Below are 13,972 nucleotides of genomic sequence, written 5' to 3'. Positions count from 1 at the left end.
GTTACCGCAGGAATGGATATGTACACAATCCAACTGTGTTGACTGTCAGGCCGCCTTCGCGAGCAAGCCCGCTCCCACAGTTGGATTGTGGGGTGTCAGGTAGGGAAGTGCCGGCTGGCAGGCCGTCATCGCAGGCAAGCCAGCTCCCACATGGGTACTCGGTGCAGCCAGGATCATTGAGCCGGTCGCAACAGCTGCATCTGCTGGCGATAATCATCCGTCACCTGCCGCGCCTGGCTGCTGCTGGTAATCACCCTCGGCGTAATCAGCACAATCAGCTCCGTGCGGTCCTTGGACTTGCCGGTATTGCCAAACAACCAACGCAACCCCGGAATCTTCCCCAGGTAAGGCACGGCACTGACACTTTCAGCGTTGTCCTGCTTGATCAACCCACCGAGCAACACCGTCTGGCCACTCTGAACCGCTACCTGGGTGGACACCGAGCGTGTGGAGATGCGCGGGTTCACCGGCGTCTCACTGCTCCCCGTCGGGTTCTGGGCATCACTGACCTGTTGCTGGATATCCATGTACACCAGCCCACCCGGGTTGATGCGCGGCACCACATCCAGAATCACCCCCGTCTGCACATATTCGACACTGCTCAAGGTGGTGTCGGCGTCGCCGGTATTGACGGTGGTCTGGCTGATGGGAATGTTGTCCCCCACCTGGATCTGCGCCGGCTGGTTGTTCATCACCACCAGCGATGGCGCCGACAGCACCTGGGTGCGGCCGTTGGTTTCCAGGGCGTGCAGGGCCACTTGCAGGTTGGAGCTGACGAAGGAATAGAACAACGAGTCCGCCGCCCCCATCCCTGCCCCGCCGCTGCCCAGGGAGCCTTGGCTGCCGGAGGCGTTGGCCACCGTGGTGCTGGTGGAATTACCGGCTAGGCGGCCCAGGTACCACTGCACGCCCAGGTCCAGTTCGCCGGTGAGCTTGACCTCCAGGATGCGGGTCTCGATCTGCACTTGCAGCGGTGGGTTGTCGAGGCGTTTGATCGCTGCTTCGATTTCTTTCCATTGCGCCGGGCGAGTGCGCACCAGCAGTTGGTTGCTGCTCTTTTGCGCGGTGATGCGCGTGCCCGCTTCGAGGTCGCTGGTGGGCGATGCCTGGGGGTTTTCGGCAGGCTCGGCTTCAGGTTCTTCGGCTGCGGGCACCGGGGCGTTGGCCTGTAAACCGGCACTGGTGGACGAGGACAAGGTGGTGGTACGCAAGCCCGGCGCTACCTTCGCCGGGGCATCGTCCTTGATCGCGCCATTGCCGTAGATCTGCCGCAGGTACTTGGCCAGATCAGCGGCCTTCATATTGCGCACGTCGTACACATACATCTGCGGCTCGTTGCCGCCGCCCTCGTCGATGGTGCGGATCCAGTCGCCCACTTCGCTGAGGTACTGGGGCTGGGAAGAAATCGCCACCACCGAGTTGGTGCGCTCGACCGGCAAGAACCGCAGCATACCGGCCAGGGGTGTGCCACTGTCCGCGCCGAACATGGCTTGCAGCTCGGGCATCAGCTCGGCCACCGAGGCGCGTTGCAGGCCGAACACCGCCACCGACATGCCCTTGAGCCAGTCCACATCGAAGGTGTCGATGGTGTCCTGGTAGTTGGCCAGTTCTTCAGGCGTGCCGGCCAGGCTCAGGACATTGCGCGCCGGGTCCACCAACAAAAAAGCGTTTTCACGGGCGAAGGGTTTGAGCAGCTTCTGCATCTCGGTGGCCGAGATATAGCGCAGTGAAAACAGACGTGCCGAGAGGCCATTGGCTGGTTGCGCCACGCGCATCTGCGGCACCAGCTTGCCCGCCACTGCCTGGTTGGCCGGCAGGATCACATAGCGGTTGCCCTGTTTGATCATGGCGTTGTCGGTCCAGGACAGCAGGGTTTCGAGAATCGACAGCGCTTGCTGTTTGTCCACGGGCTTAGAGGTGGAGAAGCTGACAGTGCCCTTCACGCCCTCGGCGATGCTGTAGTTCTCGTGCAGCAGGTCGCCCATCACGCTGTTGATCACGGCCTCGATGGGCTGGCCGGCGAAGTTGAACACGATGTCGCCGCCCTGCTCCGGCACGTTTACAGGCGCCTTGGGCTGGCGCACAAACGCTTGATTGCCGCGAATCAACTGGCGCTGTGGCGGGGCCTGGGTGGCAGGTGGAGGGCTCTCGGCCACAGGCGTCTGAAGCGGCGGGCGTTGTGCGCCGGTGCCCTGCAGGGCCTCGTGCAGCAGCTCGTCGTCCGGGTCGAGGGTGGCGGGCATAGAGCCACAGCCTCCCAGGGAGACGGCGGTAGCCAGACAAAACAGCGAAGTGCGCATATCGATCAAGGGAGAGACTCGCGGGGATGTGAGATCAGGGGTAACCGCTTACCGTAGAGGCTCAGGGTCTGGGTGCGCCCGTTGAGGGCAAAACGGGCGTATTGCGGGGTCAGGTGTTCCAGGCGCCAGCCGTTGGGCAACGCCTGGCCCAAGCGCACCGTGAGCGTTGGGCCACCGGCTTGCTTGAGCATGGCCATTTGCAGGTTGCCGGTGATCATGATGCCGCTGAGGGTCAGGTTGGCCAGGCTCGCCACCTGGGTTTTACCCACCTCGCTGTCCGGGCGGCGATCCGGGCTGAACAGCGGCGCTTGCCAGGTGCCGGCAAGGTCTTGCAACGCCGGAGTGGGAGCAGCCTGCACCTGGAACGAGGGCGGCGCATGCACCGGCGCATCGGGTAACCACCGCGGGGCATCGCCGATGCTGCTGAGGATCATCGCCATCAACAGCCCCAAGAGCCCGGCCACGCCGAGCCAGCCCCATTCCAGAGGACGCAAGGGGCCGATCATGGTGCCACCCGCGCCGGTTGCAGGTAGCCGCGCACCAGCAGTTGCACCGCCAGCTTGCCTGCCCCGCCATTGGCCGGCGCCTGTTTGTCGCGACGAATATGCAGCTCATCGACGAACAGAAAAGGCGGCTGATATTCCAGCCCGTGCAGGATCGCGGTCAGCGGTTCGATGGCGCAATTGAGCGTGAGGCTGACCTTGACCTGACGATAGGGCTCGCTGTCGTCCTGTTCGGGCGTGATCGGCTTGCGCTGGGTGAGGTTGCAGCCGCCGCCGAGGTTGGCGTGGCTGTTGATCAGGTCGGCGAGACGCTGCATCAGGTCGGCGGCGACCACGTCCGGGTCGTCCCCCGGCAACAGGCTGGCGCTGCTGGCCGGGTCTTGCTGTGCTTGCGCCAGCTGTTCGCGCAAGGCATCACCCTGGCGTATGACGCTGGCATAGCGCTGCTGCTGTTCACGCAACTGTTCGGCCTGTTCACCCATGGCCCGCAGTGGCCCGGCGAACCAGCTGTCGATCAACAGCCAATAGGCCGCGCCGAGCACCAAAGCCAGGGTCAACAAGGCGGCGCCGCGGCGTTCACGGGGTGTGAGGGGTCGGCGCATCGGCGGCCTCCTGGCGTAAGTGGGCACGCAAGGCAAACTGGTCTTTGCCGGTGCGTGAGTCGGGTTGGATCACCCCTTCGAACTGCGCGCTGTCCAAGCGCTGGCAGCCTTTGATGCGGCTGATCAAGCCACTGGCCTTGGCGCTCTGGCCGGAAAAACTCACTTCGCCGTCCTTGACGTCCAATTGGTCGAGCCAGGTATCGGCGGGCAGGCAACGGGTCAAGTCATTCAGCAGCGCGGCCAGGGGCGGTTGCGCCCGTTTGCGCTGGGACAGGTACTGCGCCGCGCCACGGGTATTGAGCAGTTGCTGGCGCAGGGCGTGCACCTGGGCGACCTCGGCTTTTTGCTGTTGGACAATGGCGCGCATGGTGTCGAGTACCCGCTGGCGGTCGTTGAGCCACAACAGCATCGCCGCGATCAGCAACGCGCCGCACAACCACGGCAGGCTGCGCTGCAATTGCTTGCCGGCGGGACGCGAACGCGGGCGTAACGGCGCGGGCAGCAGATCAATGCCCAAGCCCGCCACATCCACGCGGTGCGGGTACAGGCCGAGGGCGGCGCAGTCGGTGAGAATCTGGTCCAGGCGCTCGCGCAGGATCGCCACTACCCTCACCTCCAGGTGGCTGGGTGTGCGCCGCTCCTGACGGGCGACAAAGTAGAGCTGCTCGGCGTCAAACGGGGTGTAGCGGTCCAGTTCATAGCCAACCACTTCCATGAGGTTACGTGCGGCGGCCAGAGGCAGCTGCACGCTTTGCTGCAACACGGCGTCGGGGGCAAGCATCAGCACCTGGCGCGCATTGCCTGGCACCACCGGCGCCGTCAGCGGCCAGTGATGAACCTGCTCAGGCGGCTCCTGGAACGCCAGCCACTTCGGCACACAGCCGCGTAACTCCGTGAGCCACAGGCGCCAGCCCTGTTGCAGCAGGCTGCCGCGCCAATAGCGGGCAATCGGTTCGAGTTGAATCATTCTTGCCACCGCACCACCCGATAGGGCTGTGCGCTGTCCTCCGCTGGGCTCAATAAAAGGGTGAGTCGCAGGCGTGCCTGATAGCCGCCGGGGCGCTCGGCGCGGCTGTCGATTTCCACGACCTGGCCGGGGTCGACGCCCTCGGCGTCCTGGCGCGGCAGGTTCAACGCCTTGCGCATCAAGGGGCTGGCGAACGCCGGAGCGGGCCGGTAGAGGTCGCTCCACAAGGTGATTTCCGGCAGCAGTTGGCTGTAGAGCGCCTGGGTCATACCGGGGAGTTGACGCACTTCCTCCAGCACCCGAAACGGCGCCAGGCCCTGATGGCGGCGAGTCTCAAGGGCTTTGGCCAACTGCTGGGCCTGGGCCGCTGTAGCGCCGCAGGCCAGGGCCAGGCGCGTGAGGTCTTGGGCCGCGGCGTTGACCAGGTACAGCTTGCCGCGCTCACTGCGCACACTGACCTGCAAGCGGGCGTCGTCGAAGGTCAGCGCAACAGCACGCCCGTCCGCCACCCACTGCCCTTGCGCCATGACCTGAGCGATACCGGCCTGGGCGGCCAGCAGTGTGTGGGTGTGCTGGCGCAGCCACAACGCCTGGCGACTTTGCAGTTGCACCCACCCGGCCAGGCCACCCAGCAATACGCTGAGCAAGGCCAGCACCCACAGCACCAGCAATAGGGCCGCACCGCGTTGGCGCTTCATTCTTCGCTGCTCGCGCTGGACAGGTTCAGGCGCAACGCAACCACCTGAGTAACCCACGGCACCGGCCCGTTGACGGTGGCGTCGATGCGCACCGCTGTGGGCAAGCGCCGGGGCCAGGGCCACGGGCTCAACCAGTCGGTGGGCTGGCCCAGTGGCGAGACACCGCGATAACTGAACTGCAGCGCCTCGACGTTATGCAAAAGCACCTGCGGCTCATCGCGCTGCGCGTTGGCCTGCGATGCCCTCTGCGAAAAAGCCACCTGTAGATCCTGCCCGACCCGTTGCAGGGTAAAGCGCTGGATACCCCCGCCCAATACGCCGGGCAAGGTCGCCACAAACTGCAGCCGTTCCGGCATACCGATCAAGAAACCCTCGGCCTGGCTGTCGTCGTCAGTGAGCTTTAACGGCAGCGCCTCGCTGATCGAGGTGCGCAAAAACTGTTGGGCGGCGCGCATTTCATCCAGGCTGGCGGTGAAGGCCTGAGCCTTCGCCACCGCCCGATTGGCTCCCAGCAACGCTGCGCTCACCAGCAGCAACAACACCGACAGCAAGCTGAGCACCACGAGCACTTCCAGCAACGTGAAGCCCTGCTCACGGCGCTTCACAGGCGCGCCTTCAAGGTGCTGAAGTGCGCCTGATGCACGCCTTCACGCACGCTCAGGTCAAGACGAAACAGGTGCGGCCGTTGGCGGGTACTGGTCAATTGCCAATGGATGCCATCAAGTTCGCCTTCGCGGGTTCCGTCAGTCAGCGGGCCGGCGGCTTCCTGGTCCAGCAGCGTGAGCGCGGCATGGGTGAGGCGGTCGCTGTGGGCCACCTGGGACAAGGAGCGCGCGCTCTGGCCGAAGGCGACCAGCAACACGCTGCTGCACACCGCCATCAACGTCAGGGCGGCGAGCATTTCCAGCAAGGTGAAACCGGCCTGGTGCTTCATGGCAGCGCCTTGGACTGCACGCTGCCGGTGAGCCAGCCGATGTCGATGCGCCAACGCCGGCTACCGTTGGCCAGCAGCAGGTTACCGCCAGTGGAACTGCCGTCGGGATAGAACACCACGGCGGCCCCGGCCTGCTCGGCACTGTGCAAGGTCACCTGCACCTGCGCCGGCCACTGCTGTGACGCGCGCCCTGGGGCCTGGAACGTGCGGCCCTGGAGGTCGAATTGAGTGTGCGCCGCCTGGCCGCTGACGATCGCGCTCGCCCGCGTGGCGCGCAACGCCTCGACCATCTGCGCGACCACCCGCCGCTCCTTGGCCACCTGCAACCCTTGTCGTACACCCAGCCCCAACAACCCGGCAGCGATGCCGATCAATACAATGACCACCAGCATCTCCAGCAGGGTAAAGCCTCGCTGGGCCATGGGCGGGTTATTCCCAGTTGCCCAGGTCGGCACTGTAGCCTTCACCGCCGGGTTGGCCGTCCTGGCCGTAGAAGATCAGGTCGAAGGCGCCGTGCTCACCGGGGAAGCGATAGCCAAACCCATGGCCGAACGGGTCTTTGAGCTCCGAAGGCTTGGCGTAGGGGCCGGCCCAGTTGGACGCACTGGCCGGCTTGTCGAGCAGCTGTTGCAGGTTGTTGGGCGGCGCCCCTACGTCCAGGGCGTAGCTGTCGATCTTCATGCTCAAACTGGCCAGTTGCGCCTTGCCCGCACCGTACTTGCCCTTGTCCACATTGCCACCGACCTGACGCACCACAATGGTCGCGACAATGCCCAGCAGCACGATCACCGCCAGCATTTCCAAAAGGGTGAAGCCGCCTTGGCGGTGTCGGGTTTTCATCGGTTCTGCTCCTTGAAAGTTCATATATGGCTGGTGAGGCTCATCAGCGGCAGCATGATCGCGAGCATGATCACCGCCACCAGCACCGCCATGACCACGGTCAGGGTCGGCACCATTGCCGCGAGCAAACGTTCGATGGCGCGCTTGGCCTCGACGTCGAAAATGTCAGCGACCTTGAGCAGCATGCTGTCCAGTTCGCCGGCCTGTTCACCGACTTCAATCATGTGCAGCGCCAGCTCCGGTAGCAGCGGCTGGCGGCCGAACGCATCGGCCAGGGTGCCGCCGCCCTTGACCCGTTGCGCCGCCAGCGCCACTTGCGCCTGAAGCGCACGGTTGCTGCAAACCTGCCGGGCGATCACCAGCGCGGGCAGCAGCGCCACGCCATTGCTGAGCAACGTGCCGAGGGTGCGGGCCAGGCGGGCGGCTTGCACCCGTTGCAACAGCGGGCCGACCACGCGGATGCCCAGCAGGTGACGGTCGTAACGCTCACGGCGCAGGGGGTCACGCAGGCGCGCCGCCAGGATCCATGCACTGATCGACAACCCGGCCAGCACCACCAGGCCATAGGCGCCGAGGAACTCGCCAAGCCCCAGGATCACCTGGGTGATCAGTGGAATCGGTACGCCCAGGTCCTGGAAAATCGGCACGAATTGCGGCACCACATAGGCCAGCAACAGCGCCAGGGAACCCAGTACACCCACCACCAGGAACGCCGGGTAGATCAGCGCATTGATCACTTCGCCGCGCAGCAACTGGCTGCGCTCCAGGTAGTCGCTGAGCTGGCGCAGGGTGCCCTCCAACGCCCCGCCGGCCTCACCGGCGCGCACCATGCTCAGGTACAGCGGGGAAAACGTACCGCCCTCCTCCTCCAGCGCCGCCGACAGCGGTTTACCGGCCTTGACCTGGTCGCGGATGCGCTCGATCAAGGCCCGCACCTGGGGATGGCGGGCTTGCTTGAGCAACAGGTTTAAAGCACGTTCGAGGGGCTGGCCGGCGCCCAGTAGCGTGGCCAGTTGTTGGGTGAAACTCACCAGCGCTGCGCCCTTCAACTGCCCGCGTGCTTGGCGCAACAAGGGGCTGCTGGCCGTTTCGATGTGCAGCAGCAACCAGCCACGCTGATGCAAGACGGCGACAGCGGCCGCCTGGTCAATAGCTTGCAGCGTGCCGCTCTGGGCCACGCCCTGGCTGTCCAACGCACGGAACTTGAACAGGCTCACGCGTCGTCACCACGGGTGACGCGCAGCACTTCTTCCAGGGACGTGACACCGGCCAGGGCCTGGCGCAAACCGTCTTCATACAAGGTGCGCAAACCGGCGCGGCGGGCGGCGTGTTCGAGGCTGGCGGCGTCGGCGCGGCCCATCAGCAGGCCACGCAACTCATCGTTCATTACCAACAACTCAGTGAGGGCGCTGCGGCCGTGATAATCGCCGCGGTAAAGCAGGATCGGACGCTGCTCGGTCAGGCGATCCAGGCCGTGCTCCTGGATCAATTCCGCTGGGGCCGGGAAGGCCACGCGCGTGGCAGGGTCCAGGCGCCGCACCAGGCGCTGGGCGAGGATACCGCTGACCGTGGAGGCAATCAGGTAGCTTTCCACGCCCATGTCCAGCAAGCGCGTGATGCTCGCCGCGGCGCTGTTGGTGTGCAGGGTCGAGAGCACCAAGTGACCCGTGAGGGAGGACTGCACGGCGATACGGCAGGTTTCCAGGTCGCGGATTTCGCCGATCATGATCACGTCCGGGTCCTGGCGCACGATGGCGCGCAGCGCTCCGGCAAAGTCCAGGCCGATGGCCGGCTTGACCTGGATCTGGTTGATGCCTTCAAGCTGGTATTCCACCGGGTCTTCCACGGTGATGATCTTGCGCTCGGCGGTGTTGAGCTGCGACAACGCGGTATAGAGCGTGGTGGTTTTGCCCGAGCCCGTAGGCCCGGTGACCAACAGGATGCCGTGGGGCCGCGCCAACAGGTCCAGAAAGGCCGCCAGGCGCGGGCCATCAAAGCCCAGGCTGGGGAAATCGAACTGCACGGTTTGCCGGTCCAACAGGCGCATCACCACCGACTCGCCAAAGCTGGTGGGCACCGTGGACACCCGCAAGTCCAGCGCCTTGCCCTGAATGCGCAGCATGATGCGCCCGTCCTGGGGCAAGCGCCGTTCGGCAATGTCCAGGCGCGCCATGATCTTCACCCGCGAGATCACCGCCGCCGACGAACTGGCAGGCGGCGCTTCGGCGTCGTGCAGCACGCCGTCGATGCGGTAGCGCACCTTGAGTTGGTTTTCGAAGGGTTCGATATGGATATCCGAGGCACGCTGTTCCACCGCGCGCTGCAGGATCAGGTTGACCAGGCGGATCACTGGCGCTTCGGAAGCCATGTCCTTGAGGTGTTCGATATCTTCCAGAGCGCCGCCCTGCTCATCGAGGTTTTCGATCAGGCTGCCCATGGCGGAACGGCCCTGGCCGTAATAACGCTCGATCAGTGTGTCGACTTCAGTACGCGAACCGATGGCCAGCCAGACTGGCACCTCACAGGCGTACGCCAGGGCCTGGAACGGATACCACTGCGCGGGGTTGGCGGCCAGCACATGTAACCCACCCTGCTGCCAACCCATGGGCACTACCTGGTAGTGACGCATAAAGCGCTCGGCGAGCACGGGAAGCGGGTCAAGTAACGGAGGCGCGGCGTCGGCCAACAGCAGTGGCGCACCCAACAAATCAGCCCAGGCGCGAGCCAGTTCGACTTCGGACACCAAGCCCAGGCGCGTGAGTAAACCGAGCAGGTCACCAGGCTCAGTGGATAAACGCTGGGCGCGTTCCAGATCAGCGGTTTTGAGCCCGGCGTGCTGCATCAGCCACGCGCACACCTGGTCGGTGTGCGGGATCTGCATCTTGCAAGCATCGATGGGCGCTGACGACATCATTGAGGAATATCTAACGTTGCGAAAAGTATGGCTATTTAGAACTACCGAACAATGCCATTAGTTCGCCATAGCCCAGGCAGGCGTTAGCCGGGTGTATCGACTGGAAGTTATAGCCCTAGTTCCGGATGAGGGGGTAATTAAATACAAAACATTGCCAAATGCACTGATTTAGAGCGTTGGCAGCCAATAGCCACTAGTTGCACTTAGCCATAACGAAGGGTTGTTCAGCTGCTCTCACGCTCAATTAACTGACAGTGCAAAAGATTCAAGCGCTTAACTTCCTCATCGGTGGCTAATACGCCCAGACTTTGCAGGACGCGTGTGGCGGCTAGGACCCCGATCTCCAGCCCGGGAGGCACGCCCAATCGCCTTGGAACAGCGCCACGCCCATACTGCGCGCCGGGTTAACCGATGTGTTGCTCACCGGAATGCTGATCAGGTGAATCAAGACCAGCGCAAACCCAATGGCAAGCGGCATATGAGCAGTGCGATCGCCGAGCCCCATACGTTTTTTTCACCACCCGTGAAGCCTTGCTGGAAAGCCTGAGCCTATCGGCAATTGGCAAGCAGAAGAATGTGGCACCACAGGTCTCCCAGGAGGAGATTCATTTGCTGTTGGGCAATACGCCCGGCAAACAGTGGAGCATCTGGCTTACCGAACGCATACGCGACTACCTCAAGACCAAACAGGTGCCTTGTGGCCGCGACTTGCCGGCACCCTGCTGTTCTGTTTGTTCAGCATCAGCCTGGTCAAAGTGCTTCAGTCCGCGCGACGCCATCACACAAGCCGCTCAGGCGCCACGGCACTGTGCCAACCCGCCAACGGCTCTCGCAATAACCCTGTATGGCATCTGCCTTAGCCTGATTGGGTAGTTTCAGCGACTCAATGACTCTCTCGTCGAGGCCCTTTATGTCGCCCATTCAAACCGCATGTGTCGTGCTGTATTTCCTGTTGCTTGGCACCGCCTGGCCCAGCCACGCCAGGGATCTGGCCGAGGGCCTCACCGAACAGTCGCCGTCCCTGGCGCTTGAAAATAAAAACCAACGGTACCCGCAGTGGACCGGCATCGGCTCCCTGAAAAACGCCTTGGGCCAGACCTGCAATGCCGTTCTGCTCGACACGCGCAATCGCCAGGGTAAAGCCGTCGGCCCGGCTTATGTGCTGACCAGCGGACATTGTGTGTTCTTCAGTTACGGTACGGTGCGCCTCGGCCAGACGTCTACCGCCGATGTCACCTTCAATTACTTTCATGACACACCCGAACGGCATGTCACCTACGCCGTCAAGACAGCACACTGGAGCAGCATGGTGGGCACCGATTTGGCCGTACTCGAACTGGACACGTCGCTGGCCGTGCTGGTGGCCGGCGCGATCATGCCACTGAAGCTGGCCTCTCATCGTCAGACAACGGATCGAGAAGTGATCAACGTAGGGGCACCAACCGGTTTCCTGAAAAAGGGCCTGCGCATGAGCGCTTGTGTGGAATCATCCGTCAACAGTTTTGCCGAACACCCCGGCGTGTTTCCCAGCGCCTTGCGCAACCGCTGCAACGGCCTGCGCCCAGGCAGCTCCGGCAGTCCGATGCTGGACCGGAACACCAATGAAATCACCAGCATCATCAGCAAGGTCGCTTCTGCCATTCAAAAGGACATTCTCAATAGCTGCCAGAACAACTCGGCGTGCGAAGCCGCCAAATTCAATTACAGCTATCCCGCCAATGACGTGTACTACTGCTTTGTAGACGGTGTTTTCCGTAACGACACCCCAACCTGCCAGCTCAAGGCCGTTGAAATCACGCTGGACGAACCGTGGAACCTGAAACCCTATGTGCATTTACAACGTGACGCCGCCGACAAAGTTACCCGTCCGACCTGGAACCTGAGGTTCTCGATCCGGGAGCCGTTCTACCGATTCAAGGCCGTGAATGACGTCAGCGATTGCGCACGCACACACGGCTACCAGAACGCTGTCGCCTCTGAGAAGGCCTACATCAACCAGCCCGTTGGACCAGTGCTGGGGCCAAACGTGCTGTGCATATTAGGGGTGCAAAAGGCCGAGCAGGCGCTGACCGAAGCGCTGCTGCGCAATGTGTTCACCCATTCGGTATTCCTGACCAACCCGGCACCGGCACCGCAGCTCAAGCACCGCTATCACCTCGCCTGGGAGACTCAGCACAACGGTTTTAGCCAGCATTACTACTACAGCGTAAACGCGGCGATCAGCACCACCTGTGGTGATATTGACGACGATCGCTACACCCTGGCCATCGATGGCATCTTCCTTGACATAACAGAGCTGCCAATCACGCTTTGCAGCTATGCACGCAACAGCGCTGGGCAACCGTCGGCCATTCGCACCGACGTGATCAAAAGCGCAACGATTCGCTCGCAGCGTCATGCCAGATGAGGCAGCAAGCTGCTGAGATCCTCAATGGGCACCGCTCGTTGGATGAGAAGACGGCGTTCAACCTCGAAAAGAAAATCGGGCTCACGCCTGGTGTGCTGGTCAACCCGAATGGGCACGGGCCGGCATTGATCGAGGGTGAGTAATAGCGCACATCGTCCTGAAGGGCCTGGTAGGCAGACGCCGCCTCTCGCACCACATCCTGACGAGCATATGGCAGACGGTTGCCCGACATCATCAAACATTCCCCACCAATCGCTCCGACCACCTTCACGCCAGCGCCAAGCCCACGGATGATCAAGGCTCCCGTCCAATCCAATCAAGGAGTTCTACATGCTGGAACACCAATCTCAGGAAATCATGCTCCGCGCAGTATCGCTGGCGAACGAGCAAGGCTTCGCCATCTGCATTAGCGTGGTTGACGATGCCGGACTGCTTCGAGCTTTCCTGCGCATGGATGACGCCATCCCCGGCGCCATCGAGGTCGCGATCAAGAAAGCCCGAACAGCTGCGCTGTTCCATACCGACAGCGCCGAGATCGGTGCCCGGGCTCAGCCGGGAGGTGACATCTACTCCCTGGAAGGCACCAACGGCGGGCTGATCAGCTTCGGCGGCGGAATTGTCCTGCGCGACTCCCTGGGCAAAGTCATAGGCGGACTCGGGGTCTCGGGCGCAACGGTCGAGGCGGATCAGGACATCGCGCTACGAGCGGGACGACCATAAGCCCGGCCATAATGAAATTCAAACCATTACCAATTTGAGGATTGACTCATGCAGCCGTCTACAAAAAGAAAACTCGGCCGAGTGAACCTGGATGTCAGCAACTTTGCCTTTGGCACCTCTCCCGTCGGCAACCTGTTTCGTCCCACCGACGAAGCCACGTCCGATGCCATGTTCCAACGCGCCTGGGACGGTGGCGTCCGCCTCTTCGACACAGCCCCGATGTATGGCCATGGTCTGGCCGAACTGCGCACGGGCCACTCGCTGCGCTGGAAGAATCGCGATGAGTTTGTGATCTCCTCCAAGGTCGGGCGTGTTCTCAAGGCCAAGCCGCGTTCGCAGATCGACTTCAGTCCCTGGAGCAACGCTGCCCCAAACGAAATGACCTTCGACTACAGCTATGACGGCACCATGCGCTCGTTCGAAGACTCTCTCCAACGATTGGCGCTGGAGCGAATCGACATTTGCTTCATCCACGACATCGACGTCTTTACGCGTGGATCGGAACAACCCGAGGTATTCAAGCAAGCGATGGACGGCGCCTGGCGCGCCCTTTCACAGCTGCGCGATGAAGGGGTGGTAACAGCCATTGGTGTTGGGGTCAACGAATGGCAAGTCTGCCATGAAGCCCTGAAACAGCGGGATTTCGACTGCTTTCTTCTGGCGGGTCGCTATACGCTGCTGGAGCAGGATTCACTCGATGAGTTCTTGCCGCTGTGCGAAGAAAGGGGTGCCGCCGTTCTGATCGGAGGCGGGTTCAATTCAGGGATATTGGCCACTGGCGCCATCGAAGGCGCTCGATACAACTATGCCCCTGCTCCGGCCCATATCCTGGAGCGGGTTCGTGCAATTGAAGGGGTATGCAAAGACTATGGTGTGCCGCTACCGGCCGCAGCCATGCAATTTGTGGTGGCTCACCCGGCTATTCCTTCATTCGTCGCAGGCACCCGAACGTCGGCACAACTGGATAAGAACCTTGAGTGGTTCAGCCATCCCATTCCCGGCGAGTTCTGGCAAGCGCTCAAGCATAAAGGGTTGCTGAGGGAAGACGCCCCGACCCCGAACTGATACCCATGAAAAAAGCCACGAC

15 protein-coding genes and 3 pseudogenes are annotated in these 13,972 nt (G+C 62.7%); 5 read left to right on the top strand and 13 right to left on the bottom strand.

What is annotated here, in order from left to right; genetic code table 11:
• Window positions 1-173: 173 nt before the first annotated feature.
• The 13 genes and pseudogenes from gspD to DK871_RS12585 all read right to left on the bottom strand — a co-directional run.
• Window positions 174-2,300 carry a type II secretion system secretin GspD gene (gspD, locus tag DK871_RS12645; protein WP_161905270.1) on the bottom strand — a complete coding sequence of 709 codons (2,127 nt, stop codon included), beginning with the start codon at window positions 2,298-2,300 and terminating at the stop codon, window positions 174-176.
• Between the two features lie 5 nt (window positions 2,301-2,305).
• Entirely contained in the window at window positions 2,306-2,806 is a 501-nt protein-coding gene (locus tag DK871_RS12640) for a general secretion pathway protein GspN (RefSeq protein WP_161905265.1), read from the bottom strand.
• Window positions 2,803-3,405 carry a type II secretion system protein GspM gene (gene gspM, locus DK871_RS12635; RefSeq protein WP_032896326.1) on the bottom strand — a complete coding sequence of 201 codons (603 nt, stop codon included), beginning with the start codon at window positions 3,403-3,405 and terminating at the stop codon, window positions 2,803-2,805. Before gspM ends, DK871_RS12640 begins: the two co-directional genes overlap by 4 nt.
• A complete protein-coding gene (locus DK871_RS12630; RefSeq protein ID WP_161905264.1) occupies window positions 3,380-4,372 on the bottom strand; it encodes a PilN domain-containing protein in 993 nt (330 codons plus the stop codon). The genes gspM and DK871_RS12630 overlap by 26 nt, the downstream gene beginning before the upstream one ends.
• Entirely contained in the window at window positions 4,369-5,070 is a 702-nt protein-coding gene (locus tag DK871_RS12625; RefSeq protein WP_161905263.1) for a general secretion pathway protein GspK, read from the bottom strand. The genes DK871_RS12630 and DK871_RS12625 overlap by 4 nt, the downstream gene beginning before the upstream one ends.
• On the bottom strand, window positions 5,067-5,675 hold the full coding sequence (locus DK871_RS12620; RefSeq protein WP_161905262.1) for a prepilin-type N-terminal cleavage/methylation domain-containing protein: 609 nt from the start codon (window positions 5,673-5,675) through the stop codon (window positions 5,067-5,069). The genes DK871_RS12625 and DK871_RS12620 overlap by 4 nt, the downstream gene beginning before the upstream one ends.
• Window positions 5,672-6,004 (bottom strand): type II secretion system protein, encoded by a 333-nt coding sequence (locus tag DK871_RS12615; RefSeq protein ID WP_161905261.1) that lies wholly within the window; start codon window positions 6,002-6,004, stop codon window positions 5,672-5,674. The genes DK871_RS12620 and DK871_RS12615 overlap by 4 nt, the downstream gene beginning before the upstream one ends.
• Window positions 6,001-6,426: a type II secretion system protein gene (locus tag DK871_RS12610; RefSeq protein WP_056787120.1), complete on the bottom strand. Its 426-nt coding sequence runs from the start codon at window positions 6,424-6,426 to the stop codon at window positions 6,001-6,003. Before DK871_RS12610 ends, DK871_RS12615 begins: the two co-directional genes overlap by 4 nt.
• A gap of 7 nt (window positions 6,427-6,433) precedes the next feature.
• On the bottom strand, window positions 6,434-6,844 hold the full coding sequence (gene gspG / locus DK871_RS12605; protein ID WP_019821138.1) for a type II secretion system major pseudopilin GspG: 411 nt from the start codon (window positions 6,842-6,844) through the stop codon (window positions 6,434-6,436).
• A gap of 20 nt (window positions 6,845-6,864) precedes the next feature.
• Window positions 6,865-8,061: a type II secretion system inner membrane protein GspF gene (gspF, locus tag DK871_RS12600; protein WP_161905260.1), complete on the bottom strand. Its 1,197-nt coding sequence runs from the start codon at window positions 8,059-8,061 to the stop codon at window positions 6,865-6,867.
• The gene (locus DK871_RS12595; protein ID WP_178116047.1) at window positions 8,058-9,755 is read right to left on the bottom strand and encodes a GspE/PulE family protein; all 1,698 of its coding nucleotides are present in this window, start codon (window positions 9,753-9,755) and stop codon (window positions 8,058-8,060) included. Before DK871_RS12595 ends, gspF begins: the two co-directional genes overlap by 4 nt.
• Window positions 9,756-9,982: 227 nt before the next feature.
• Window positions 9,983-10,114, bottom strand: a pseudogene (locus tag DK871_RS29110) (LacI family transcriptional regulator); the annotation flags it as partial.
• Window positions 10,102-10,233 (bottom strand): annotated as a pseudogene (locus DK871_RS12585) (aquaporin); the annotation flags it as partial. The pseudogenes DK871_RS12585 and DK871_RS29110, both read right to left, overlap by 13 nt.
• On the opposite strand from DK871_RS12585, the pseudogene DK871_RS29105 reads away from it, so the two are divergent.
• The 5 genes and pseudogenes from DK871_RS29105 to DK871_RS12570 form a co-directional block, all read left to right on the top strand.
• A pseudogene (locus tag DK871_RS29105) lies at window positions 10,228-10,451 on the top strand (hypothetical protein); the annotation flags it as partial. The pseudogenes DK871_RS12585 and DK871_RS29105 sit on opposite strands and share 6 nt — an antisense overlap.
• Window positions 10,452-10,668: 217 nt before the next feature.
• Window positions 10,669-12,165: a serine protease gene (locus DK871_RS12580; RefSeq protein ID WP_161905258.1), complete on the top strand. Its 1,497-nt coding sequence runs from the start codon at window positions 10,669-10,671 to the stop codon at window positions 12,163-12,165.
• Window positions 12,162-12,308, top strand: coding sequence for a hypothetical protein (locus DK871_RS28615; protein WP_178116045.1), 147 nt, complete (start codon window positions 12,162-12,164; stop codon window positions 12,306-12,308). Before DK871_RS12580 ends, DK871_RS28615 begins: the two co-directional genes overlap by 4 nt.
• 187 nt (window positions 12,309-12,495) lie before the next feature.
• Entirely contained in the window at window positions 12,496-12,885 is a 390-nt protein-coding gene (locus tag DK871_RS12575; RefSeq protein WP_161905257.1) for a heme-binding protein, read from the top strand.
• A 48-nt stretch (window positions 12,886-12,933) separates the two neighbouring features.
• Entirely contained in the window at window positions 12,934-13,950 is a 1,017-nt protein-coding gene (locus tag DK871_RS12570; protein WP_161905256.1) for an aldo/keto reductase, read from the top strand.
• Window positions 13,951-13,972 lie beyond the last annotated feature (22 nt).

The organism is Pseudomonas sp. L13 (genome assembly GCF_009935965.1).
In the GTDB taxonomy this organism is placed as follows: domain Bacteria; phylum Pseudomonadota; class Gammaproteobacteria; order Pseudomonadales; family Pseudomonadaceae; genus Aquipseudomonas; species Aquipseudomonas lactis.
This window is presented reverse-complemented; position numbering and strand designations above follow the sequence as displayed.